We start from the raw sequence: 23,451 nt of genomic DNA on the forward strand, positions 1-23,451 counted from the left end.
CGGCCTTAACCACTCAAAAAAGGGGAACTACCAATGAACTACACGAAATCGGCAATGAAGGCATTGTGCATCGCGACGATGATGTTTTCGGCCACCGGCGTGCATGCGGAAAACAAGACGTGGACGCGCGTGTCGATCGCAACCGAAGGCGGGTTCAAGCCTTACAACTTCACAAAGCCCGACGGCACGCTCGACGGCTATGAGATCGAGCTCAGCAAATATCTCTGCGCCCATATGAAGGTGGAATGCGAGATCAACGTCCAGAACTTCGACGGCATGATCCCGGCGCTGAACGCCGGCAAGTTCGACGCGATCATTTCCGGCATGTCGGCGACCGCCAAGCGCGAACAGGTCATCGACTTCAGCGACTCCTACGGTTCGACGGGCCAGGCATTTGCTACCTCGAAGTCGGGCCCGCTCGCGGCGCTGCCTGAAAAGGGCGTCGTGTTTTCGCTCGCATCGAACGAGGCAGGCGCTGTCGCCGAGATCGAGAAGCTGAAGCCGTTGCTCGAAGGCAAGACGATCGGCGTCCAGATCGCCTCGACCGGTGCCGCCTTCGTCGACAAGTATCTGAAGGGCGTGGTCGAGGTGCGCGAGTACAAGACCACCGAAGAACACGACCTTGATCTGGCTGCCGGCCGCGTCGATCTGGTCATGGCCTCGATGGCCTATCTGACGACCGCTTCCGAAAAGCCCGGAAACGAGGACATGACCACGACCGGCCCCCGCTTCCAGGGCGGCTTTCTCGGTCGTGGCAGTTCGGTTGGCCTGCGCAAGACCGATCCGGAACTGAAGGCACTGTTCAACGCGGCGATCGCAGCCGCCAAAGCGGATGGAACGATCAAGACGCTTTCAGAAAAGTGGTTCGGCTTCGACGTCACGCCGCGATAGGTTAAGCATCTCGATCAGACACAGCTGATTGCTTTTTCACCGGACGCCGTCGCGCACGATCGCGGCGGCGTCCGACTTGCCTGACGGGCGAAAAACTGTGCCTTCGCCCCTGATCTGCCAAGCGTAAGTAGACCCGGCCGGACTCGCGTCGATCAGGCCCGCATTTTCGCAATCGCATTGGTCGCCAGTCCGAGCAGCGACGCGGGGCCGCCAAATGGCCAGCTTGGCAGGCCCACGGGAACCATGCCTCCCGACGCGACCACCGGAAGCATCGGCCACAGCGCGCTATTTTCCAATTCTACCGGCGCTTCGTCGGCAAGCAGGATAAGTTTGGATTTTCCATCGAGCGCAGCGAGGCCCTCGAGCCCGATGGTGCTGAACCCGAACGGTTCGGCCGGCAGATCGAGGGCCGCGGCAAAGCCGGCCCGGACGAACATCTGCATCACCGCCGAGTTCGATGTGAAAATGCGCAGGCGCGGCACGCCCGGCAGCGGTTGGGCAATCAGCACTGGCTGGCCGCCAAGCTTGCTATCGGTGATATTGGCCGCGATGTCGGCGAGCTTCGTATCGAAATCCGCAAGCAGCCGGTTGGCCGCTTCGCTGCGGCCGAGCGCTTCGCCTGCGGCTTTGGTTGCGGTGTAGACTGCGGCCAGCAGGTCACCGTCTTGCGGCTGGTCATCGAGGAGCCGCGTCGGGGCGATTTCCGAAAGCTGCTGTTCGAGAACCCGGTGACGCAGGGCGGAAGACAGAATGAGGTTCGGCCGAAGACGGGTCAGAGCCTCCATGCTCGGTTGCTGGCGCCCGCCGACATCAATCGCATCGACAAGCCCGTCGTTTTCGATCGACACCCAGCGGCGATAGCCGTCGAGATCGGCCACGCCGACGGGACGTTCGCCGAGCAGCAGGGCGATCTCGGTTGCCAGCCATTCGAGCGTGACGAGCCTGCGCGGCTCGCCGGCATGAAGGCGCGGTGCGGCCAGAAGCGACAGGGCGCCGAAAACGAAACCCCGTCGTGTCTGACTGATTACCATTTGATGCTCGCGGTGGCGACGACGGATCGACCCTGGCCGTAGTAGCACTGAGTGGTGGTGTTGCAGCCGGCGACATAGGTCTTGTCGCCGAGGTTGTAGCCGTTGAGCTGCAGGCGATAGCGATCGTGTTCGTAGCGAACGAAAGCATCGACGAGCGTGTACCCGGGAACGAAGAACGAATTGGCGGTGTCGCCTGCAGTCTTGCCGATGTGGCGCACGCCGCCACCGATCACCAGTTCGCCTTCCCAGGCGTCCGGCGAGGGCATGTCATAGCTGACGAACAGCGACTGCTGCTGCTTGGGAACGGTATAGGGCATCTTTCCGACCTGCGCTGGGGTCCGGCTCTCCGTGACCTCAGGGTCCTGGAAGCTGGCGGCGGCCGTCAGGTTGAGGCCGTCCCAGAGGCTGGCATTGGCCTCGATCTCGACGCCGCGCACCCGGACTTCATCGGTTTGATAATAGACGGTGGCGATACGGTTGACCACATTTTGCTGCGTCGCCTCGAAGGCCGACAGCGTCACGTCGAAGTCTGCTTCGTCAGGCGCGTACTTGACGCCCACTTCCTTGAGCGTGCCGGTCGTCGGCTTCAGCGGCGTATTGGCCAGCGTCAGCACCGGCAGGAACGAGGTCGAATAGAGCGCGTAGGGCACGACGCCGTTGTCGAAGACATAGGCCGCGCTGACGCGGCCTGTAAACTGGCTCGGATCCTGTGTGTATGGCGTCGTCACGCCGGTTGCCAGCGCCTTGGACTGAGAGCTGATGTTGACGAAATCCTGGCGCCCGCCGGCGGTGAGGCGCAGTCCGCCCAGCTCGATCTGGTCCTGGACATAAATGCCGACCTGTCGCTGGATCTGGTCGAGGCGGGTCGTAAGCGCCGCGGGCGTGAACGGCTGGTCGTAGGTCGGATCGAACAGATCCTGAGTCGGGCCGACCTTGGAGCCGGTGTTGTTGATCAGGCGCTGCCATTGAAAGTCGACGCCGGCCAGCATCGTGTGCTGCATCGGGCCGGTATCGAATTTGTACTCGAGGTTGGTGTCGAGCGCATAGGCGTCGAGCACCGGCTGCGCATTGTAGACGGTGCGCGTGATGGTCCGCTCATCGGGGAGCAGGCCGCTGGTAAACAGGTTCTGATAGTTTGCGTCGAGACGGGAGTAGCGGAAGTTCTGTCGCAGCGTCAGGTCGTCGCTGAGCGCCTGTTCCAGGCGATAGCCGACATAGGCCGTTTCCTTCTCATAGGTGTCATAGCGCGGGTCGCCATCGGTGAAGTTCCGTGGGATCGCCATTCCCAGGCTATTGGGCAGGACGCTGCCGCGCGCCGGGATGATCGCGCCGGCCTGACCGGCGTCGTCCTTCATGTAGGCGCCGTAGACGGTGAGGCTCGTGTCCTCGTCCGGCGTCCAGGAGATCGTCGGGCTGATGGCGAAGCGGTCGTTCTTGCCGAGCTTGATGCCCGTTTCGCTGTCACGGTAGATGCCCATAAGGCGATAGGCGAGATCGCCGTCCTTGCCGAGCGGGCCGGTGAGGTCGAAGCCGGTTTCCTTCTGGCTGAAGCTGCCGTAGCGCGCGTAGACTTCGCCGCTTGCTTCGTCGGACGGGTCCTTGCTGATCATGTTGACGACGCCGCCGACATTGGTCTGGCCGAACAGCGCCGAGCTCGGGCCGCGAAGGACTTCGACGCGGTTGAGGAAATATGGCTCGACGCGGAAGCCGGCATAGCCGCCTGTCTGGTTGGCGATCTGCGGGATGCGCAGGCCGTCGAGATAAAGATCGGCCGGGAAGCCGCGCACGGTGAAGTAGTCGGAGCGCGTGTCGTTGCCGTAGCGCTGGCCGTTGACGTTGGCGCTATAGACCAGGCTGTCGGCGACCGACTGCACGGCACGGTCCGTCATGCTGGCCCGCGTGATAACCGATATGGATTGCGGCGTCTCGGCGACCGGTGTCGGCGTCTTGGTGGCCGATGCGCTGTCCTTGGCAACATAGCCTTCGCCGGGCGAGCGCGAGGTCTTCGTCGAGGCGCGGCTGCCGTCGACCGTGATCGTCTCCAGCTTTGTCGCCGGCTGGCCATCTTGCGCATGGGCGAGTGGCATCTGCGCCAGAATTGCGAAACCGGCAACACTGGAAATCAGCAGGCCATGGGTCTTCGAGCGGGCTTTTTGCGCGGAACGCATCGGCAGGTCGCCGTTGGAGGAGCGCGCGGAACTCGAATGCCTGTGTACCATTGCCAATTTTCCTGACCTTGCATGTCCAGAGCGGCGGACCCGCCTGCGGGTCGGTGCCTGTCGTCTTCTTGCGGGTCTGTCGAACCGCTTTCGGCGACTAACTAGACTTTTGTAGTCAACATTGTCAGGTCAAAAACGATCGTGATCGGGCCAATATATGGCCCGATGAAGTGCAAAGTAATTGAATAAGGGAAATGGGCCAAATATCGCTTTGAAAATACCCGGTGCCGTGTCTATTGCTCACCGAAATATGGGCCGGAGAAGCAATCCCGCCGGGCATGAGCGAGAGGCGCAACGCAAGGTCGCGCTCAGCGGATAGCAATTGATGAGGATGAAGTGAAGCGCCCGCAGCAAGCCATCGATCTTCAGACGGTTCCGCGGCCCGTTGCGGCGATGACGCGTCTCTACGAGACGAGTGTCGATTTCGGCTGGCACAGCCACCGGCGCGGGCAATTGCTGCAGAGTGTCGAAGGATTCATGACGGCGCGAACGCTGGATGCATCGTTCATCGTGCCGAGCGGGCATGGACTTCTGATCGCGCCGAACCTGCCGCATGCGGTGACCAGTCATGGCCGGGTAAGGATGCAGTCGCTTTACATCGAGCCGGTGACCGATCCGGTGCTCAGCTGGGAGCCCGTTCGGGTCATTCCCACCTCGCCGTTGCTGTCGGCGACCGTTTCGGCCCTGCTTGAAGAGCCCGTGCTCTATGACGAGGATGGTCGGGGCGGGCATCTCGTCGCCTTGATCCTGCAGGAAATCACACGCGCCAAGGAGGGGCCCTTCGCCCTGCCGATGCCGCAGGACAAGCGGTTGCAGAAACTCTGCATGGATCTCTCCGACAGGCCGTCCATCGATCTCGATATCGACAGCTGGTCCGACATGCTGGGCATGAGCCGGCGCACGATGACCCGCAAGTTCAGGACGCAGACCGGCATGAGCTTTGCCGAGTGGCGGCGGCGTCTGCGGATCGCCCATGTCATGCGGCGTCGTGCCGAAGGCGCTCGGCTGGAGGAGGCGGCTGTTGACGTCGGATATCGCTCCGTTTCGGCCCTGCGCAATGCACTGCGCGAGGTGCTGTCGTGACCGTCGCGGCGATGGCGGTGGACACCGCTGAGGCAAGGCGTGCCGCAATCATCGAGGCGACGGATGTCAGCGTTGTCTTCAATGGCGTGGCTGCCGTCGATCGGGCCTCCGTGGCAATTCATCCCGGCCGGATCACCGCGATCTGTGGTGCCAACGGCTCGGGCAAGAGCACGCTGCTGAAGTGCCTTTCAGGCCTCGAGGCGCCGACCGGCGGCGATATCCGGCTCGCCGGTCAAGCCCTTGGCGGTCTCAGCCGCCGCGACATCGCAAGGCAGGTTGCCGTGCTCGGGCAAAACCCCGAAACGCCGGCGGGATTGAACGTCGAGGAACTGGTTGAGCAAGGGCGATACCCGCATCGGCCGTGGCTGACGCGGCTGAGGGCCAATGACAGGGACGCGATCGAGCGGGCAATCGCCGCCGTCGATCTCGCGGACATGCGCAAGCGCCAGCTCGCCTCGCTGTCCGGCGGCGAACGCCAGCGTGCCTGGGTGGCGATGGCGCTCGCCCAGGAGCCGCAGATCCTGTTTCTCGACGAGCCCACGAGCTTCCTCGACGTGCGCCATCAGGCAGAGCTTTTGACGCTGCTGCGCCGGCTCAACCGCGAGGATAGGCTGACGATCATCGCGGTGCTGCATGATCTCAATCAGGTGATCGAATTTGCCGACGACGTCATCCTGATGAAAAAGGGGCAGGTGCTTTCGACGGGTGCGCCGGCCGATATTTTTACGCCGCAGAGCCTCAGCCATGCCTTCGGCTGCAAGGTCGATGTGGTCGCGCATCCGCATACAGGTCGACCCTTCTGCCTGATCGACTGGGTCGGCGACGATCGCGGTCGCGATCGCGTTGGAGACGATCGCTAGTGCGTTCGGCATCGTTGCATGCGTCGACCGCAGTTTCACTGAGGCTGATGTTCGGGTTGGGGCTGGTCCTGCTGATCGGCCTTGCGCTCCTGGCGCTGAAACAGGGCGGCAGCCTCGTCGCCTGGGGCGATATCGTCGCGGCCCCCTCGCGCCCGGAGACGCTGGCCCAAGCCATCATCGAGACCATTCGCGCGCCCCGGCTTTCGGCTGCGATCCTGGTCGGCATCTGTCTCGCTGTCGCCGGCGCAGTGATGCAGACCGTGCTGCGCAATCCGCTTGCGGCACCTGATATTCTGGCGGTGACGACGGGCGCGCAGCTTGCGCTGGTCATCGTCACGCTGCTTCTGCCGTTTTATGTGCCGAGCCTTGCGGCGACCGTTTTCGGCGGCGTGTTCGGCGGGCTCGCCTGCCTGACGCTGGGTGGCGGCCTCCGTGCGCCGCCGGTTCGTCTGGCGCTCGCCGGCATTGCGGTTTCGCTGTCGTTTGCGGCGATTTCGTCGGCGATCGTGCTGATGGCCGACGATCGGGCCTCCGGCATCGTCCTCTGGTCGGCCGGCATCCTCGACCAGACGGGCTGGGCGAAGGTCGCAACCGTCGGGCCGGCCGTCTTCGCGGGGCTCTTCGTGGTCAGCTTGATGGCGCCGTCTCTCGATTTGCTGGGGCTCGGCGAGGATTCGGCCAGGGGCCTTGGCGTGACCCGGGCGGTGACGTTGCTTGCCCTTAGTGCCAGCGTGGTTCTGGCCGGATCGGCCGTGACACTCGGCGGTCCCATCGGCTTTGTCGGACTTGCCGTTCCCAATCTGCTCCGTGGCATCGGCATCACCCGGCATCGCCATGTCATTCCCCTCTCGGCAATCTGGGGCGCGGTGGCTGTTCTGATTGCCGACGTCACGGCACAGTGGCTGGGCGCCGAAGGCTCGTCGATCCCGACCGGCGCGATCGTTGCCTGCCTTGGAGCCCCGGCAATGCTGGTCCTGCTCAGATTTGCCAAGATCGGCCAGGAACAGCGGCCGCGGGCGCTTTCGATATCCTCTCGGCTGCCGGCCAGCCTCCTCTTTGCTGTTCTCCTGGTCGCATCGGCGGTTGCCGTCGCGTCGGCGCTCGCCGTCGGCGACGGCGTCGCCAGGACCGTGTCGGAGCTGGTGGCCGTTTTCGATTTGCGGGCGCCGCGCCTTCTGGTCGCCATGGGCGCCGGCATGCTTCTGGCTGGCGCCGGCGTCTTCCTTCAGGCGGCCACCCGCAATCCCCTGTGTGGGCCGGAAACCCTGGGTCTGGCACAGGGAGCAGCCCTTTTCAGTCTTGTGGCGCTTCTCGGCGGGTTGCTGCCGGGCTCGCCGGGCTTCCAGCTGGTGGCGGCTGCGGGTTCCTTTGCCGCCCTGTTCTGCCTCTTTGCCTTCGGCGTTCACCGGACACCGGAAAGGCTGGTGCTTTACGGCATTGCCCTTGCCGCGAGCCTCGGCGCCTGCGGCACCATCGTCGTCGTCGAGGCGCGGCTGCAGACCACGCAGGCCCTGTCGTGGCTGGCGGGATCCACGCATGCTCGCGGCATGGACGATGCGGTAGCCCTTCTGCCCTGGCTCCTGTTTCTGCTCGCTGCAGCCGTGTCATTTTGCTCGCGGCTCGATGTGCTGGTACTCGGTGATGACACGGCACGGTCGCTGGGGCTCTCGACCAGCAGAACCCGTCTTGCTGCGGCCGCGTGCGCCGCCGCCTTCGTCGCCGGCGCGGTATCGTCCGTCGGTGCTATCGGCTTCGTCGGTCTGCTCGCGCCGCATGCCGGAAGGCTTCTCGCCGGTCCGAAACATGCGCGCCTTCTGCCTGTTTCGCTGGTCCTCGGCGCTGTTCTCGTCGTCGTCGCCGATATGGTGGGACGCAGTGTCATTGCGCCACGCGAGTTGCCGGCAGGCATCGTGGCCGCATTGGTCGGGGCGCCGGTGTTCGCGCTGCTGCTGCACCGTCGTCGTTCCTGGGGAGGATAGGCCAGGCGGGAGGCGATAACCTTCGGCGTTGCTCACGCCTTCGCCCCGAAGCCTTTTCGAAGACCGGTCAAGATGTCGGTCCATGGGGAGCCTCGGTTGACGTGCGCAGGCGGATCAACTTGAAAAACCCTCTGCCCGCTGCGCCTTCAGCCGCCGCTCTTAATTGCGGAATATGCCCTTGTAGTAGGCTCCGTTCCTCGGCGGAGGGTGGTTGACGACCACGGCAGGACGCTTGTTTTTCGCAGGCGCGGCGGACGGCTTTCCCGATGCCTCGGCATTGCGTGAGCGGTCCTGTGATCCGCCCTGGGCTGCGGCGGGGTTCGCGACGCCGGTGCCGATCGTAAAGGCCAGCACTGCAATGACCGACAGTCCGCGGAGCATTCTGCGCATTGTTCCATCCCCCTGTTGCTGCGTCACGGTAGACGATCGCATGAGCCTGCGTCGATGCTGTGACGCTTGCAGCGCGCTGCCCAGTCTCCAGGATGGCGCCAACATGCCCACCAACCCGATCCTCGCCTGGAAAAGCTGCGCTTTGCAACCCAGCAGGCGGGTGCGGCGGGCCATATTCTATTCTGGATCGGCTGAATGCGCGCCGATCAAGTGTTAAGATCGCGGCTCCAAGGCGACGAGGGCGAGTGACATGCTGAGCGCGGACCGCAGTGACCGAGGGCCATTCTGGACACGACCCATTCCAGTGGGGCAGGCGGAGCTCAATCCGTCCGTTCTCGATGAGATTGACGCAAATGGGGGGCGGACCGGATTTCGCGGCTACGTTCTGCAGATCTTCGAGGCGCTGGATGCGCCGCCTTCGGGGGTTCTCGAAATCGCGTTCAATCGGAAGCAGCGTCGCGCCTGCGGCATTTACGAAAGCGAAGCATCGGGCCCCGCCGCCCGAAAGGATCATGTCGTCCTGATGACCGATCCTGTCTGGTTTGCCGCCTCGACCCCGCAGGAGGCCGCAAACGTCCTGTTTCAGACGCTGGTCGACCGCGCGCCTGATCTTTAAGCGCACCCGAACCCGCCGCAAGTGTTGCGGCGGCGAGGCGGAAACGCATTCAGGTCAAGATGCCCAGCCGGCATCTTGTCGGCGGACGTTATCGATCCGCGGGGGAAAGCCAGTCCGGCATCCGCGCCGACACGCGGCCCGTCAGCGCCGCTGTCACGCAATCGGCAAGGTTGCCAAGGCGAACCGCACGGCCGGATAGGCCGGGGCCGTAATGGGCATATTTACCGGAATTGGTCATCAGCGCCCGGGTTTGTGTGGGGAACACGGGTTCCGAAATCGAGCACCAACAGAGGTCGGGCAGGACCTGAACGCCGCTTGCCTCGAGGGCGGCCAGCACGCCTTCGGTGCGGGCAGCGGCAATCACGTCGCGGCCGGCGGTGACGATGACGGCAACATGCTTGTGCCGCGGACGACCGCCGAGGGCCGTGGCGAGTGCCCGACATTCGGCAAGCGACGCATGGGGACTGCCGATCGCGACGAGGTCCACATCCTCCGGCCCACTGTTCAGCACCGTCCAGGCGGCCGCCATCTCGGCGCGCGTGATCGTTACGGTATCGGCGTCGTCTGCCGCGGCGCCTTCGGCCTCGGGTGTGACGCCTTCGATATGCAGCATTGGCGAAGCGGACGTCGTCCCGAAGGCGGCACAGAGTGCCTTCAGGTCGTCGGGCGAAGGTTTCGCAGCGGCAAGGCCGCGCAAAAGCGGAATACGATCCGGCGCGGCGCGCCCGGCGAGATAGCCGATCAGCGGCCAGAAGGCGTCATCCACGGTTTCCGGCAGATCCACGTCGATGACGCGGCTCGCCTTGCGGTGTTCATCGAGATAGACGCCGGAGAGCGGTGCGCGACCGGTCAGCGCGATGCACAGGTCGAGGAAATCAGGGTGTTTTGCCGTGCGAGCGCCGAGCACGGTATTGGCGTAGATCACGGCGTTCGATTCCGCCCAGGCGATCGCTTCGCCGGCCTCAGGCGCGCTGTCGAGCAGATAAGGCGAACAGGTAAAGGTCGGGCGGCAGCCCATGCGGACATAGGCGTCGGCAAGACGGGCGGCCGGGTCGCCGAAGGACGAGGGCACACCCTGCGCCTGCCAGTTGGCCCGGTCGACCGAGATGGCGTTCATCGTCGTCGGCAGCCGGACTTGCGCGCCCATGTCAGCCATTTTCTCGGCGAAGGTCAGGTTGGCGGGGCTGGCATAGATGCAGCCGTCGATATGCCCCTGGGTGACGCTGATAAGGCGGGTGGCGCCCTGTTGCGCCGCCATGGCGCAGATGATGCGCATGGCTGCCTCAACCGCCACGCCGTCGCGGCCGTCAAGCATGGCTCGATCAGCGTCATCAAGGTCGAGCCTTGCGGTCGCAGGCGGTGCAATCTCGATCGTCAGCCCCTCGGCCTCGATCGCCTTTTCGGTGATGCGCGCAGACTTTGCCTTGGCGAGTGCTGCGAACGCATCGCGTGAGAGGCGCAGGACGGGCAGCCGCTTGTCGAACATCTCGGCGGCTATCAGCGCGCCCAGCGTCAGCACGTCCTCTGCCTCGGAAAAGACGAGCGCTGCCGGAGCGCGGCCGGTCAGCGCCAGATCGAGCAGCACGCCGGAGCCGGTGCAGGAGCCCCGGCTCGACGGCATCATCAGGATACTGCCGGTCAGACAGAGCCCGTGCAGCGGGTGGTGAACATCGATCACCGCTCCGGTCGCCGGATCGACGCCCCCCCAGAAGCTCAACGCTTCCGGTGCGGCAACGACGGGTCCCTCGGCGGTGCCGCCAAGGATGCTGTGAGCGGAGATCGAATTTGTCATTTGACGACGAAGCCGTGTGCGAAGGGGTCGCGATCGTCGATGAAGATCGTGTTGATGCCGGTCATGCGCGCCCATCCGGCGATGGAGGGGATGATCGCATCGCGGTCGGCGACCTTGGTCGCCGCCTCGACCCGACCCTTGAACAGCGATCCGATAATCGATTCATGCACGAATTCATCGCCGACCTTCAGCTTGCCCTTGGCGGCCAGCTGCGCCATGCGCGCGGAGGTGCCAGTGCCGCAGGGCGAGCGGTCGATCGCCTTTTCGCCGTAGAACACGGCGTTGCGGGCGTGCGCTTCGGCCTGCGTCGGCTTGCCCGTCCACTGGATGTGGCTGAGCCCCTTGATCTCCGGATGCTCGGGATGGACGAACTCGTACTTGGCGTTCAGGGCGGCGCGCAGTTTTGGGCTCCAGCCGATCAGTTCGCCGGCCGTGTGGTCGGCCATGTCGCGGAAGTTTTTCTGCGGCTCGACGATGGCGTAGAAGTTGCCACCATAGGCGACGTCGACGACGATCTCACCAAGGCCCTCGACCTCGGCCGTCAGGCCTTCGGCGTAGAGGAAGCCGGGCACGTTGGTCAGGCGCACTTCCTCGACGAAGCGGCCCTCCTGGCGGTAGCTGATGTCGACCTTGCCGGCAGGCGCGTCGATCGACAGCTTGCCGGGCTCGCGCGGCGTGATTAGCCCGTTCTCGATCGCCATGGTGATCGTGCCGATGGTGCCGTGGCCGCACATCGGCAGGCAGCCGGAGGTCTCGATGAACAAAACGGCGACATCGCAATCGGGGCGTGTCGGCGGGTAGAGGATCGAGCCGGACATCATGTCATGGCCGCGCGGCTCGAACATCAGGCCGGTGCGGATCCAGTCGAATTCCCGCAGGAAATGGGCGCGCTTTTCCAGCATGTTGGCGCCCTCGAGACGAGGGCCGCCGCCGGAAACGAGGCGGACGGGATTGCCACAGGTGTGCCCGTCGATGCAGGAGAAGGTGTAGGTGGCCATGGTCGAAACCTCTGTCAGAACCGTTGCGGCGAGAAGGGGGCGATGTCAATCGTCGGGGACTGGTTGGTCAGGAGATCCGCGACCAGCCGGGCGGTGCCCGCCGATTGGGTCAGGCCGAGATGGCCGTGACCGAAAGCATAGACGACCCGCGCCGTCGTGCGGGCGCGGCCGATGGCCGGAAGGCTGTCGGGCAGCGACGGGCGGAAACCCATCCACTGCACGCCGCCCGTGGGCTTGAGGCCTGGCAGGAAGGTTTGCGCCTTCTTGAGCATGGCCTCGGATCGGCGATAATTCGGCGGCAGCGTCAAACCGCCGAGTTCCACCGCACCGCCGACGCGGATGCCGGTCGAGAGGCGGGTGACGACGAAGCCATGGCCGCCGAAGGTGACCTGCGTGCGAAGGTCGAAGGCATCTGCCGGCAGCGTCGTGTTGTAGCCGCGCTCGGTTTCGAGCGGGATGCTCTCGCCCAGGGATTTGGCGATCCGGTGCGAGAAGGCGCCGGCTGCAAGCACGATCTGCGCCGCACGGCGCGTGTTGCCGTTGGTCGTGCGGACTTCGACACCGTCGTCGATCGTCGCAAGCGCCGTAACCTCGGCGCGCTCGATGGCGCCGCCTCTAGAGCGGAAATGCTCCGCGAGCGCCAGCGTATAGAGCTTGGGGTCGGCGATCGAGTACCATCCCGGCGTAAACGTGCCATGGGTGAAGCGGGGTGCGAGACCCGGCTGGATCCCGGCCATCTCGGCGGCACCCATATGGCGGAACTCGATGCCGTGCTTAGACCGCGCGTCCCATCCGGGCTGCGAAGCCTTGAGCTCGGCGTCGCTTTCATAGACCTGAAGATTGCCTTCCTTGCGCAGCATCGGCAGCGTGCCGGTGGCGGCAAGGAACGGTTCCAGCTCCGCCTTGGACAGATCCATCATCGCCGTCTGGGCGGCGGTCGAATGGGCCACCCGCTTCGGCGAGCAGGCGCGCCAGAAGCGGAACATCCACGGCGCTATCTGCGCGGCGTAGGCGGGCGGGACACTCAGCGGCCCCAGCGGGTCGAGCAGCCACTTCGGCGCCTTTTTCAAAATGCCGGGCGAGGCGAGCGGCAGGATGTCGGTGAAGGCAAAGGCTCCGGCATTACCAGCCGAAGCCCCGGCCGCGGGGCCCTCCCGGTCGAGCACGGTGACCGAAAGCCCCCGCGCCTGGGCCGCAATTGCGGCGGAAAGGCCGACAACGCCGGCGCCGATGACGATGACGTCAGGCTGAGCTGCATCCTTCATGATCGGCTCAGTGTGTCGCAGCCAGGAACTTTTGCAGTTCTGGATCCTTCGGCGCACCGAACAGCGCCTCCGGCGGGGCGATCTCGGCCATCACGCCCTTGTGGAAGAAGGCCACTCGGTCGGACACCTCGCGGGCGAACTTCATTTCGTGCGTGACGCAGATCATCGTCATGCCCTCGGAGGCAAGCATGCGCAGCGTGTCGAGCACTTCGCCGACGAGCTGCGGGTCGAGCGCCGAGGTCACTTCGTCGAACAGCATGTATTCCGGCGACATGGCAAGGGCGCGGGCAATCGCCATGCGCTGCTGCTGGCCACCGGACATACGGTTCGGGTAGACCTGGAGCTTCTCACCGAGGCCGACATGGGTCAGCTGCTTGACGGCCATTTCCTCTGCCGCCTGCTTGGACTGGCCGAGCACCTTGCGCGGGGCGAGCATGACGTTTTCAAGCACGGTCAGGTGCGGAAATGCGTTCCATTGCTGGAAGACGATGCCGATCTTGCTGCGCAGCTTGTTGAGATCCGTGCTCTTGGCATGAACTTCGGTGCCGTCGACCTTGATCCGACCGGCATCGATCGGCTCGAGGCCGTTGATGCAGGTGAGCAGGGTCGATTTTCCGGAGCCGGAACCGCCGATGACGGTGACGACTTCACCCTTCTGGACGGTAAGGTCGATGCCTTTCAGAACTTCCAGCGTGCCGAAGGATTTGCGGACGTTTTCAATCTCAATCATTGGGGGACCACCGTTTTTCGAGATACCCACCAAGCCGGGCGATGGGGAAGCTGATGAGGAAGTAGATTGCACCGCAGATCAGAAGAATGAACAGCGGTTCCTGCAGGCGAGTGACGAGGATCTGCGAGGCGCGCAGAAGCTCGATCAGACCGAGCCAGAGCACGAGCGCGGAGTCCTTCATGACGCCGAGCGTCAGGCCGATCCAGGAGGGCAGCGAGACGCGGGTGGCAAGCGGCGCCACGATGTAGCGCATGTCCTGCCACCAGGTCATGCCGAGCGAGCGCGCGGCGCGGCGCGTGGTCGGCGGCACCGACGTAATGCCGCCGCGCACGATCTCGGTGCAATAGGCGGCCGTATAGAGCGACAGCACCACGCAGGAGGTGGTGAACGGAGCCCAGCCCAATTTGGCGATGGACTGGAAGGCATTGGCGAGCACCAGCTGGATCAACAGCGGCACGGAGCGAAACACGTCGAGCACGAAGGTCAGCGGCATGGACCAGTAGGGTCCGGCCTGAACGCGGATCACCCCGAAGAGGATGCCGAGCAGCGTGCCGGCGGTGACCGAGACGGCGGTGACGGCGAGCGTCATCGCCGCACCCTGTGCCAGAAAGGCGAGATCACTCCAGGTGAGGGCGGTATTAAACATCTCTCACCTCTCTCAGTAGCGGAACATGCGCGAGGCAATTGCTCGGGCAGCGAGGGTAACGGCCTTGGCGATGATGTAGTAGATCACCGCAGCCAGCGCGAAGAATTCGAAGGTGCGGAACGACCGTGCGTTCAGCTCCTGCGTGACACCGGCAAGATCGGTGTTCATGCCGACGGTCACGCCGAGCGAAGTCATCAGGATTGCCCAGACCATCTGGTTGGTGGTCGGCAGGAAGGCGATGCGCAGCATCTGCGGCAGCACGATGTAGCGGAAGGCCTGTATCGCCGACATGCCGAGCGAACGGCCGGCTCTGGTCTGGGTGTCCGGTATCGCCTTCAGGGCGCCGCGGAAGTTTTCGGCCAGATATCCCGCATTGTTGAAGGCAATGCCGACGAGCAGCGCGGTGTAGGGGCTGAGGTGAATGCCGAAATTGCCGAGGCCGAAATGGGCCATGTAAATCTGGAACAGCGCGGGCGTGTTGCGCGCGATCTCGATCCAGGTGGTGGCAAAGCCGCTGAGGACGCGGTTGCCGGACAGGCGGAACCCCGTCAGCGCGAGTGCGCAGATCACGCCGATCAGCATCGACAGCAGCGCGATCTGCAGCGTGACCAGCGCGCCGTCAAGCATTTGCGGCAATGCTTTCAGCGCCTGGTTCCAATGGAAGGTGTAATTGAACATCGCCGTCTCACCTTTTCGAAAATGGGCGATACCAATATGCGCTGACATTGGCCGATCAATCCGGAGTGCCCGGCCTCTCGGGTGGGCCGCCTTGCAGCCCCACGCAATCAGTCAATATCAACGCATCTTGGTATGACGGCGCGAGGTGTTTGCCTCGCGCCGCCAGAGAAACGGACAGATTAGCGGTATACGCCGTTCACCGCCAGCGAAGGCAGCTCGCCGCCGACCCACTTTTCGTAGAGTTCGGCATAGCGGCCGGTGCGGACCTGCTGGTTGATGAAGAGGTTAAGATAGTTGATGAGGCCGTATTCTTCGCGGTTGGTGAAGAGAGCGACGTAGTCGGTGTCGAACGGCGCCTTGCCGACGACTGCGATGCCCGGGAACTTGCCGGTCTTCACATTGGCCTGCGCAACGGTCGAGGTCGACACGGTTGCATCGATCTGGCCCTGGCTGAGAGCGAGGAAGACGTCGGCCTGGGTCTGGTAAGGACGGAATTCGCCCGCACCCCATTCCTTGACCTGCTTTTCGAGAGCGATGGCTTCGAAGGTGCCGGCGGTGGCGCCGACAACCTTGCCCTTCATGTCTTCGAAGGACTTGATGCCGGTCTTTTCATTGGCGGTGACGGCCATTTCGAAGGCGAAGTAGGGGATGGTCATGCCAACAGTCTTGGCGCGCTCGAGCGTGTCGGAGGTCGACGCGACACCGACGTCGACGCGTCCGGACATCAGCGCGGGAATGCGCTCGGGGAAGGGAGTTTCAACGATCTCGGCGGTGACGCCAAGCGCCTTTGCCAGGTCGTTGCAATAGTCGACGTCGAAGCCGATCGGGTTGTTGTTCTCGTCGCGAGAACCCATCGGCGGGAAGTCAAGAACCACTGCGCAACGCAGCGTACCCGAGCCGATGATGTCATCCAGCTTGTCGGCATGGGCCGGGCTGGTCAGAGCAGTGGCGGCAACGAGGCCGAAGGCTAGGACCGAGGTCTTCATTTTTCTCTCTCCCTGAATTGGTGTGCCGTTTGACGGCGACCGCAATATTCCGCTTTGGAGAGCGTAAATCAACCTAAAAATACAAACAGTATACAAAAAGTATATGATCCTAACGCCGGCCGCGTGCGGGGATCCCATTTATTTCGTCAAACGGGATCCCAACGCAGCGATCGGTCGCGTGTCAGTTGCCGAAGTCTTCGGGCAGCAAGGCCTCCGGCATGTTCTGGTAGGCGACGGGACGCAGGAACCGACGGATCGACATGGTCCCGACGCTGGTTGCCCCAAAGTTCGTCGAGGCCGGATAAGGCCCACCGTGCACCATGGAATCTACCACTTCGACCCCGGTCGGAAAACCGTTGACCAGGAGGCGGCCAGCTTTCCGCTCGAGAATGGGGCGCAGGCGCAGGGCTGGCTGCGTGTCGCCCGCATCCATGTGCACGGTGACCGTCAGCTGTCCCTGGAGCCCGCGCGCGAGCTGCTCCATCTCGTCCTCAGAATTCACGCGGACGACGAGGCCGAGCGGACCGAAAACTTCCTCGCCGAGCGCGTGGTCGGCCAGAAACTGCGCGCCGGTGGTCTCGAACAGATTGGGCGATGCGGTGCGGTCTGCCGAGTTGGTCACCAGCAGCGGCTTGACGCTGTTGCGGGTGGTGAACCGCTCCTGCCCGTCGCGATAGGCCTTGGCGATCCCGTCGGTCAGCATGGTCTGCGCCGCCACCTTGCCGAGTGCTTCGGTCGCCGCCGCCGTGAAGCGGTCGGCGTCGGAGCCTTCGATCACCACCGCAATGCCCGGATTGGTGCAGAACTGGCCTGCGCCCATCGTCAGCGAGCCTGCCCAGCCTTGGCCAAGCGACTCGGCACGGGCCTTCAACGCTTGCGGCAACAGGAACATCGGGTTGACCGAGCCGAGTTCGCCGAAGAACGGGATCGGCTCCGGCCGTGCGGCGCAGAGATTGAAGAGCGCACGGCCACCGGCGAGCGAGCCGGTGAAGCCGACGGCCTTGATCAACGGATGCTGCACCAGTGCTTCGCCGACCTGTCGGTTGCCGCCCTGGATCAGCGAGAAGACGCCCGGATGGACGCCGGTCTTGCGGATGGCGGCTTCGACAGCCTCGGCGACGATCTCACCGGTGCCGGGATGGGCCGAGTGGCCCTTGACGACGACGGGGCAACCGGCGGCAAGCGCTGCGGCAGTATCGCCGCCGGCGGTCGAAAACGCGAGCGGGAAGTTGGAGGCGCCGAAGACGGCAACCGGGCCGATCGGCCGCTGGATCAGCCGGATTTCGGGGCGGGGCGCCGGCTGGCGCTCGGGAAGGGCGGCGTCGAAACGACGGTCAAGGTAGGCGCCCGCCTCGATATGGTCGGCAAACAGCCGCAGCTGACCGGTGGTGCGGCCGCGTTCACCCTGCAGGCGCGCTTCCGGAAGGCCGGTTTCCTGGCTGCCGATTTCGGTGATCGCCTCGGCGCGGGCCTCGATCTCGTCGGCGATGGCGCGCAGGAAGGCGGCGCGCTCGGCCCGCGACGAATTGCCGTAGGTCCAGAACGCTTCCTCGGCAGCTTCGCATGCACGGTTGACCAGCTCCACGGTGCCGACGGCGAAATCATGCGACGGGCCATGGGCCGGTGACGAGGCGAAGGTGCCTGCGCCGTCAAGCCACTCGCCGGCGACGAGATGTTTTCCTTTGGGGGTGAAGACCATCTGCGGATCCTTTCTTGAGAACACCGGTGTCTTTCGGCATGAATAGCTCGCAGCCGATTTGCACTTGTCGGATCTTTGTATACTCTATGTATGCAGAACTTCAACCGCCCGCATAGGGTCATACGCAGCCAGAAAGGTACAAGATGAGTGAGACCACCACCCTGACGATCTCCGCAGTTCAGGAGCGGGTCGAGGCGATCTTCCGCAAAGGCGGGCTCAACGCCGTCCAGGCCGGAGCCCTTGCACGGGTGATCGTGGCGGGCGAGCGTGACGCCTGCAAGTCGCACGGCATCTACCGTATCGAAGGAGCGTTGCGTACCGTCAAGGCCGGCAAGGTGAAACCGGACGCGGTCCCCGAACTGCTGGCGCAGGAAGGCTCGGCCATCGTCAAGGTCAATGCCAAAGGCGGTTTTGCCAACCCGGCCTTCGAACTTGGTCTGCCAGTGCTCGCCGAACGTGCCCGGACGCTGGGCATGGCCGCACTCGTCATCAACGACTGCACCCATTTCTCGGCGCTCTGGCCTGAAGTGGAAGGCTTGACCGGAGAAGGGCTTGCCGGCCTCGTCATGTGCCCGAGCTATGCGACGGTCGCGCCGACCGGCGGCAACAAGCCGCTTTTGGGCACCAACCCCTTCGCCTTCGGCTGGCCGCGCCAGAACCAGCCGCCCTACGTTTTCGACTTTGCGACCTCGGTTGCCGCGCGCGGCGAGATCGAGTTGCATCGACGTGCGGGCAAGCCGCTGCCGGAGGGCTGGGCGATCGATGCCGAGGGCAATCCGACGACCGATCCGGAAGCAGCCCTTGCCGGCGCCATGCTGCCCTTCGGCGGTCACAAGGGGTCGGCCATCGGCACCATGGTCGAACTTCTCGCCGGCATCATGATCGGCGACCTGACGAGCCCCGAAGTACTGGAGTATCTCGGCACCACGACCTTGGCACCTTTCCATGGCGAGCTGATCATCGCCTTCTCGCCGGAGAAATTCGCGGCTGGACGACCGGGCAATCCGTTCGATCGTGCTGAGGTTCTGTTCGAGGCGATCGTCGGCCAGGGCGCCCGCCTGCCGTCGCAGCGCCGTTTCGTGGCCCGCGCCAAGTCGCAAGCCGAAGGCATTGTCCTCAACAAGGCAGAGATGGAACAGCTCGACCGACTGCTCGCACTCGGGCTCGACGCCGTCGCATAAGCGACGGCGCAGCCGCGCCGCAATCCCTCGGCGCAAAGACGGGAATGCCAAACGAAAAAGGCCCTCCAACCGGAGGGCCTTCTGTTTTTAGGGCCGATGCGGACGATCAGGCCTTGTACTTCTGGACCGCGCCCGGGAGCTTGCTCCACTCGGCGTACCAGCTGTTGAACAGCTTGAACTGGGCTTCGACGTAGCCGCGCTGGCTGTCCGAGAGCGCATCGCTCTCGTTGAAGTGCAGCGTGTATTCCTTGTCGCCCTTCAGCACCATCATGTGCTTGAAGTAGAGAACCAGGTCCGGGCCTTCGTCGAAGGAGGAAAGCACGGCGAGCGCCTGTTCCAGCTCGAGTGCGCGAAGGCGTGCATCGACGTCGCCTTCGGCGGCTGCCCGCGACAGATTGCACATGTGGATGACTTCCTTCGGCAGCACGCAGCCGATGCCGGTGATCGCACCGGTCGCGCCGCAGTTGACGAAGCCGTGGAACACCGCCGTGTCGACGCCGATCATCAGCGAGACGCCATCGTCACGGCTGGTGATGTTCTCAGCCGCATAACGCATGTCGGCGGCACCGCCGAATTCCTTGAAGCCGACGAGGTTCGGATGTTCGGCGCGCAATGCGAAGAACAGGTCGGCGCGGGTGGCAAAGCCGTAGTAGGGGCTGTTGTAGATGACTGCCGGCAGGCTCGGGGCGGCCGACAGGATGTCCTTGAAGTGGTTCTTCTGTGCGGCGACAACCGAGCCACGCGACAGCACGCGCGGGATGACCATCAGGCCCTGGGCGCCGACCTTCTCGGCATGCGCCGCATGGGCGACGGCCGATGCGGTGTTGACGGCGCCGGTGCCGACGATGACCGGAATGCCGGCCTTGACCAGGCGCTCGACGCCTTCCATGCGCTGTGCGTCGGTCAGAAGCGGCCAGTCACCCATCGAGCCGCAATAGACGACAGCCGACATGCCCTGGGCGATCAGGTCCTTGCCCTTGCGCACCAGCGCGTCGAAATCGGGGGTGCGGTCTTCCTTGCAGGGGGTCATCAACGCCGGAATGACGCCGGTGAAAATCTGTGCCTTCATCTGAAACTCCTCTCGGCTTGGTCACTCGGCACGGTTCGTATGCGCCATCCGCGGCGGACGTTTCCCGTGCCTCTGGAGATCAGATATATCTGTTTGTATTTTATTTGTCGACAAGAAAAATACAAAGATCGCTACAGAGCGATGTCGAGCGTGTTTTTCCGGGCGAAGAGTTTCTGCACCTGCTGGACGATCTGCTCGGCATGGGCCTTGCCAAGACGGTCGGCGGCCTCGAGGTCGCGCGCTGTAATCGCGGCGATGATTTCGGCGTGCTCGTCGACGAAGCGCTGCGGGAATTGCTCCTCGTAGGACTGGTAGTAGAGGCGCAGGATGCGCCGTCCTTCGTCCAGAAGCCGGCGGAAAAGGCTGGTGAAATAAGGATTGCGGCCGGCTTCTGCGATCGCCGCGTGGAAGGCGGCATTGGTGGCGATCATCGCCAGCGCGTCGCCCGACTTGATGGCTTCGGCATAGTCTTCGTGGAAGCCGCGAATGATCGGCAGATCTTCCGGCCGGTGGTTCTGCGCGGCAAGCCGCGTCGTGACGCGATACATCAGCACGAGTGCGTCGAAGAACGTGTGCATGTTGAGAAAGTCGATGCTCGAAACCATCGTCGATCGGTTCGGTAGCGTGTCGATCAGGCCTTCACCGGCAAGTCGCACCAGCGCTTCACGGATCGGCGTGCGGGACATCTTGAAGCGTTCCGCAAGCTGGACCTCGTCGATCGGGCTGCCCGGCGGCAGCGCCAGATCGAGAATTTCGTCACGCAGAAGGTCATAGACCATCTTTACGCCGGAGCCACGCTTGCGCTCGAGTGTTGGGCTGGAATCGGTGTCGGTCATGTCGAGAATCCTTATGTCGACATGATAAATACTTCTCCCGGCCCCTCGGATCAACTCGCGTGTCACTTGACCGTCACTTGACCGTCACTTGATCGAGGCGATGCGATCCTTATGCAGACGCGCGCGACCGCTCCGGCGTCGCGAAGCCCGCAAAAGCCGGTTGAAATCGAAACGAGATGCGCTGGCCGTCAGCCCGGCGAAGATGGCCCTGGCACGGGCATCAACGATCAATGGCCATAAAGCTCAAAGGACCGGCATGTTCGTTCGCGAGAAGCTTGCAAACGCCGCCGCCGGCAGTGGACCTGCGGTCAGCAAGGTAAAATCGAAGCATGCGCGAACGTCTGGGCCGAGGACGTACTGACGATGCACGCGCAGAAAGTTGCGTCTGATCTTACGGTAGCGGTCAGCCGACAGCATGTGCTTGACCCTGATGTAAGCGATGGACGGTTGCTTTTCCTGCGGGTGTCCGGCCAGCGTGACGGTCCGCGTCTTGTAGAAATTGACCACATCCGTCAGGCACTGCACCTCGAACCAGAAGATCTCCTTGGCGCGCGCTATGGCCCCGATCCGGGCGCGAAGGGCTTGTGCCGGCCGCATCAGCGCGCATTGCAGGATCGCGCCGCCAAGCGTTGCGAACACCACCCGTTTGCCGGCCAGAATATCCGGGTGCCGCTCGATCAACAGGCCGATGACATGCGCGGCGACGCTTGAACCCATGCTGTGCGAACTGATCAGATACTCGTCGGCGTTTTCGCTGAACGCTTCGCGGGCGCCGTCCACACAGCTTTCGAGCCAGCGGTTGAAATCGGGCCGATCCAGTCTCGCCAAGGCAACGGCCATTTCCCAGTCGGCAAACAGATGCAACGTGTGGAACTTCGCCGCGAACGGCAGCAGGACCTGCCTGACCAGAAGCGCTGCCAGCGGCACGCTCCACAGGAGATTCCAGGAGGAGAGGTCTAACCAGTGCGGAAAGAATGCGACGACAAGGGCGGCCGCCGTCATCAGGCCGGCCAACAGGAAGGGGAACAGCGCGAACAGGCCGAAGCGCCAGGCGTGACGAAAGTAACCCCAAAGCCCGCCGTTGAACGCCACATGCAGCGCGCTGGCAAATCCCCCCGCCAGCCGACGCGCCAACGACCGCCGGCTCAAGGCGTCGACGAGCACATCGTGATCGAAAACATGGATGCGGCTCGACGCCTGCCAGTCCGACCCGGCGCAATCGACATCGAAATGCGCTGCCTGTTTCGTTCTGACCAATGGTCCGACATCGGATCTGAAGTCCCATGCCGTGGCGCTTTGTTGTGCTGAACGCTGATAACGCAGGCGGTGTGCTTCCGCATCGAAGGGCTCAAAGCCCGGAAAATGCAGGACGACCCTTTTCGTGACACGGGGCATGGGAGGCATCTGTGAACTTGGTTTCGAGGGCTGTCGCCGAGCGACGCGGCGGCGGTCCCGTTTGGGTAACCGCTGGCGATCTGGCGACGTGAGGCAAGGGAGGGCAGTGGGTGGAATCAGCTTGAAATTGACCGGCACCGTATCGACGCGAACTGCGGCGCAATCGTGATCGATCAAACGCCCTGAGCCTGGTTGATGAAGTAAAACGAGGCGACGTATGGGCCCCTGCTTCGCGCCTGGCAGCGGTCGCCGCCGACCACATATCGACCATGGCAAGTGCAAAGCAACTTGGCCTTGGTCGCGCAACGGTTTATCGAGGGACGCGGTTCGGCCGGCTGGAGATTTCGCAACGTTCGCCCCAAGATGGGTGGACGATCTGGGCAAGGATCATTCCGGTCGGAGAACCCGGGCTGCCATTGAACTCGTGCCGTGAAGAGTGAGCTTATGAACACCAATCCAGACACCGATTTCCCTGAACTCAATGCGATCGAAGCGCGCGTTCTTGGCTGCCTGATCGAGAAGAAGGAAACCACGCCTGACGTCTATCCGCTGACGCTCAACTCCCTCCACTCCGCCGCCAACCAGAAGACGGCGCGCGATCCGGTGATGGCGCTGGAACAGGCGGATGTGCATCGGGCGCTCAACTCGCTCTCCCAGAAGGGCCTGGTTCGACAGGCCTTCGCGTCGCGCGTCGAACGCTACGAGCACCTCGCCGCCAACCGCTTTTCGCTGACCTCGCCGCAAATCGTCGTGCTCGGGCTGCTTTTGCTGCGCGGTCCGCAGACCGCCTACGAGCTCTGGTCCCGCAGCGAACGCATGGCGCGGTTCCAGTCGGTGGAGGATCTGAAAGACAATCTCGATCTGATGATCGGGCGCCGGCCGCCGTTGATCGTGCAGCTCAACCGTGGCGCCGGCCAGCGCGAGGACCGGTTTGCGCATCTCCTGTGCGGCGAGGTCGACCAGACGGCCGTCGCCACGCCAGGTGCAGCCGCGTTTGGCGGGAACGGTCTTTCCGAACTGGAGCAGCGCCTGCGGACTCTGGAAGAGACTGTGGCGACACTCCAGGCGGAAGTTGCTGCCCTCAGGGAAAATTGATTGCCCGCAACA

General features: G+C 63.8%; 21 protein-coding genes. 7 read left to right on the plus strand and 14 right to left on the minus strand.

What is annotated here, in order from left to right; all coding sequences use genetic code 11:
- The first annotated feature begins 33 nt into the window (after nt 1–33).
- Nucleotides 34–891, plus strand: coding sequence for a transporter substrate-binding domain-containing protein (locus tag AC07UR_RS05935; protein ID WP_173421478.1), 858 nt, complete (start codon nt 34–36; stop codon nt 889–891).
- A 152-nt stretch (nt 892–1,043) separates the two neighbouring features.
- On the opposite strand, the gene AC07UR_RS05940 is transcribed toward AC07UR_RS05935, so the two are convergent.
- Nucleotides 1,044–1,922: an iron-siderophore ABC transporter substrate-binding protein gene (locus AC07UR_RS05940; protein ID WP_209789262.1), complete on the minus strand. Its 879-nt coding sequence runs from the start codon at nt 1,920–1,922 to the stop codon at nt 1,044–1,046.
- Nucleotides 1,916–4,141, minus strand: a complete 2,226-nt coding sequence (locus AC07UR_RS05945; RefSeq protein ID WP_234941669.1) for a TonB-dependent siderophore receptor — start codon at nt 4,139–4,141, stop codon at nt 1,916–1,918. Before AC07UR_RS05945 ends, AC07UR_RS05940 begins: the two co-directional genes overlap by 7 nt.
- A 336-nt stretch (nt 4,142–4,477) precedes the next feature.
- On the opposite strand from AC07UR_RS05945, the gene AC07UR_RS05950 reads away from it, so the two are divergent.
- From AC07UR_RS05950 to AC07UR_RS05960, 3 genes are read left to right on the plus strand one after another with little or no spacing between them, the layout of a single operon-like run.
- A complete protein-coding gene (locus AC07UR_RS05950) occupies nt 4,478–5,224 on the plus strand; it encodes an AraC family transcriptional regulator (RefSeq protein WP_209789264.1) in 747 nt (248 codons plus the stop codon).
- Nucleotides 5,221–6,084, plus strand: a complete 864-nt coding sequence (locus AC07UR_RS05955; protein WP_327795821.1) for an ABC transporter ATP-binding protein — start codon at nt 5,221–5,223, stop codon at nt 6,082–6,084. The genes AC07UR_RS05950 and AC07UR_RS05955 overlap by 4 nt, the downstream gene beginning before the upstream one ends.
- The gene (locus tag AC07UR_RS05960; protein WP_327795822.1) at nt 6,084–8,063 is read left to right on the plus strand and encodes an iron ABC transporter permease; all 1,980 of its coding nucleotides are present in this window, start codon (nt 6,084–6,086) and stop codon (nt 8,061–8,063) included. The genes AC07UR_RS05955 and AC07UR_RS05960 overlap by 1 nt, the downstream gene beginning before the upstream one ends.
- Nucleotides 8,064–8,222: 159 nt before the next feature.
- Here AC07UR_RS05960 and AC07UR_RS05965 read toward each other — a convergent pair whose 3' ends face one another.
- Complete coding sequence (locus AC07UR_RS05965; protein ID WP_209789266.1) at nt 8,223–8,453, minus strand: hypothetical protein; 231 nt, start codon at nt 8,451–8,453, stop codon at nt 8,223–8,225.
- Between the two features lie 250 nt (nt 8,454–8,703).
- Between AC07UR_RS05965 and AC07UR_RS05970 the strand changes: the two genes are divergently transcribed.
- Complete coding sequence (locus AC07UR_RS05970) at nt 8,704–9,069, plus strand: hypothetical protein (RefSeq protein WP_173421482.1); 366 nt, start codon at nt 8,704–8,706, stop codon at nt 9,067–9,069.
- 88 nt (nt 9,070–9,157) lie between these two features.
- On the opposite strand, the gene lhpI is transcribed toward AC07UR_RS05970, so the two are convergent.
- The 8 genes from lhpI to AC07UR_RS06010 all read right to left on the minus strand — a co-directional run bounded on the left by lhpI (nt 9,158) and on the right by AC07UR_RS06010 (nt 17,863).
- Nucleotides 9,158–10,861: a cis-3-hydroxy-L-proline dehydratase gene (gene lhpI, locus AC07UR_RS05975; RefSeq protein WP_173421483.1), complete on the minus strand. Its 1,704-nt coding sequence runs from the start codon at nt 10,859–10,861 to the stop codon at nt 9,158–9,160.
- The gene (locus tag AC07UR_RS05980) at nt 10,858–11,859 is read right to left on the minus strand and encodes a 4-hydroxyproline epimerase (protein WP_025429445.1); all 1,002 of its coding nucleotides are present in this window, start codon (nt 11,857–11,859) and stop codon (nt 10,858–10,860) included. The genes lhpI and AC07UR_RS05980 overlap by 4 nt, the downstream gene beginning before the upstream one ends.
- A gap of 14 nt (nt 11,860–11,873) precedes the next feature.
- Nucleotides 11,874–13,124: an NAD(P)/FAD-dependent oxidoreductase gene (locus AC07UR_RS05985; RefSeq protein ID WP_209789268.1), complete on the minus strand. Its 1,251-nt coding sequence runs from the start codon at nt 13,122–13,124 to the stop codon at nt 11,874–11,876.
- A 7-nt stretch (nt 13,125–13,131) separates the two neighbouring features.
- Complete coding sequence (locus tag AC07UR_RS05990; protein ID WP_173421485.1) at nt 13,132–13,854, minus strand: amino acid ABC transporter ATP-binding protein; 723 nt, start codon at nt 13,852–13,854, stop codon at nt 13,132–13,134.
- Nucleotides 13,847–14,500, minus strand: a complete 654-nt coding sequence (locus AC07UR_RS05995) for an amino acid ABC transporter permease (RefSeq protein ID WP_173421486.1) — start codon at nt 14,498–14,500, stop codon at nt 13,847–13,849. Before AC07UR_RS05995 ends, AC07UR_RS05990 begins: the two co-directional genes overlap by 8 nt.
- Before the next feature lie 12 nt (nt 14,501–14,512).
- Nucleotides 14,513–15,178 (minus strand): amino acid ABC transporter permease, encoded by a 666-nt coding sequence (locus AC07UR_RS06000; RefSeq protein WP_173422233.1) that lies wholly within the window; start codon nt 15,176–15,178, stop codon nt 14,513–14,515.
- 179 nt (nt 15,179–15,357) lie between these two features.
- Nucleotides 15,358–16,164: an ABC transporter substrate-binding protein gene (locus tag AC07UR_RS06005; protein ID WP_173421487.1), complete on the minus strand. Its 807-nt coding sequence runs from the start codon at nt 16,162–16,164 to the stop codon at nt 15,358–15,360.
- 181 nt (nt 16,165–16,345) lie between these two features.
- Entirely contained in the window at nt 16,346–17,863 is a 1,518-nt protein-coding gene (locus tag AC07UR_RS06010; RefSeq protein WP_209789270.1) for an aldehyde dehydrogenase (NADP(+)), read from the minus strand.
- A gap of 143 nt (nt 17,864–18,006) precedes the next feature.
- On the opposite strand from AC07UR_RS06010, the gene AC07UR_RS06015 reads away from it, so the two are divergent.
- On the plus strand, nt 18,007–19,044 hold the full coding sequence (locus AC07UR_RS06015; RefSeq protein WP_173421489.1) for an Ldh family oxidoreductase: 1,038 nt from the start codon (nt 18,007–18,009) through the stop codon (nt 19,042–19,044).
- Nucleotides 19,045–19,150: 106 nt separating this feature from the next.
- On the opposite strand, the gene AC07UR_RS06020 is transcribed toward AC07UR_RS06015, so the two are convergent.
- The 3 genes from AC07UR_RS06020 to AC07UR_RS06030 all read right to left on the minus strand — a co-directional run bounded on the left by AC07UR_RS06020 (nt 19,151) and on the right by AC07UR_RS06030 (nt 22,521).
- Nucleotides 19,151–20,113: a dihydrodipicolinate synthase family protein gene (locus AC07UR_RS06020; RefSeq protein WP_209789272.1), complete on the minus strand. Its 963-nt coding sequence runs from the start codon at nt 20,111–20,113 to the stop codon at nt 19,151–19,153.
- 131 nt (nt 20,114–20,244) lie between these two features.
- A complete protein-coding gene (locus AC07UR_RS06025; RefSeq protein ID WP_209789274.1) occupies nt 20,245–20,949 on the minus strand; it encodes a GntR family transcriptional regulator in 705 nt (234 codons plus the stop codon).
- 243 nt (nt 20,950–21,192) lie between these two features.
- On the minus strand, nt 21,193–22,521 hold the full coding sequence (locus tag AC07UR_RS06030) for a hypothetical protein (protein ID WP_327795823.1): 1,329 nt from the start codon (nt 22,519–22,521) through the stop codon (nt 21,193–21,195).
- A 267-nt stretch (nt 22,522–22,788) separates the two neighbouring features.
- Here AC07UR_RS06030 and AC07UR_RS06035 point away from each other — a divergent pair, with 267 nt between their 5' ends.
- Nucleotides 22,789–23,439 carry a YceH family protein gene (locus AC07UR_RS06035; protein WP_209789276.1) on the plus strand — a complete coding sequence of 217 codons (651 nt, stop codon included), beginning with the start codon at nt 22,789–22,791 and terminating at the stop codon, nt 23,437–23,439.
- Nucleotides 23,440–23,451: the final 12 nt, after the last annotated feature.

It is taken from the genome of Ensifer sp. GW821-FHT05G01 (genome assembly GCF_059419585.1).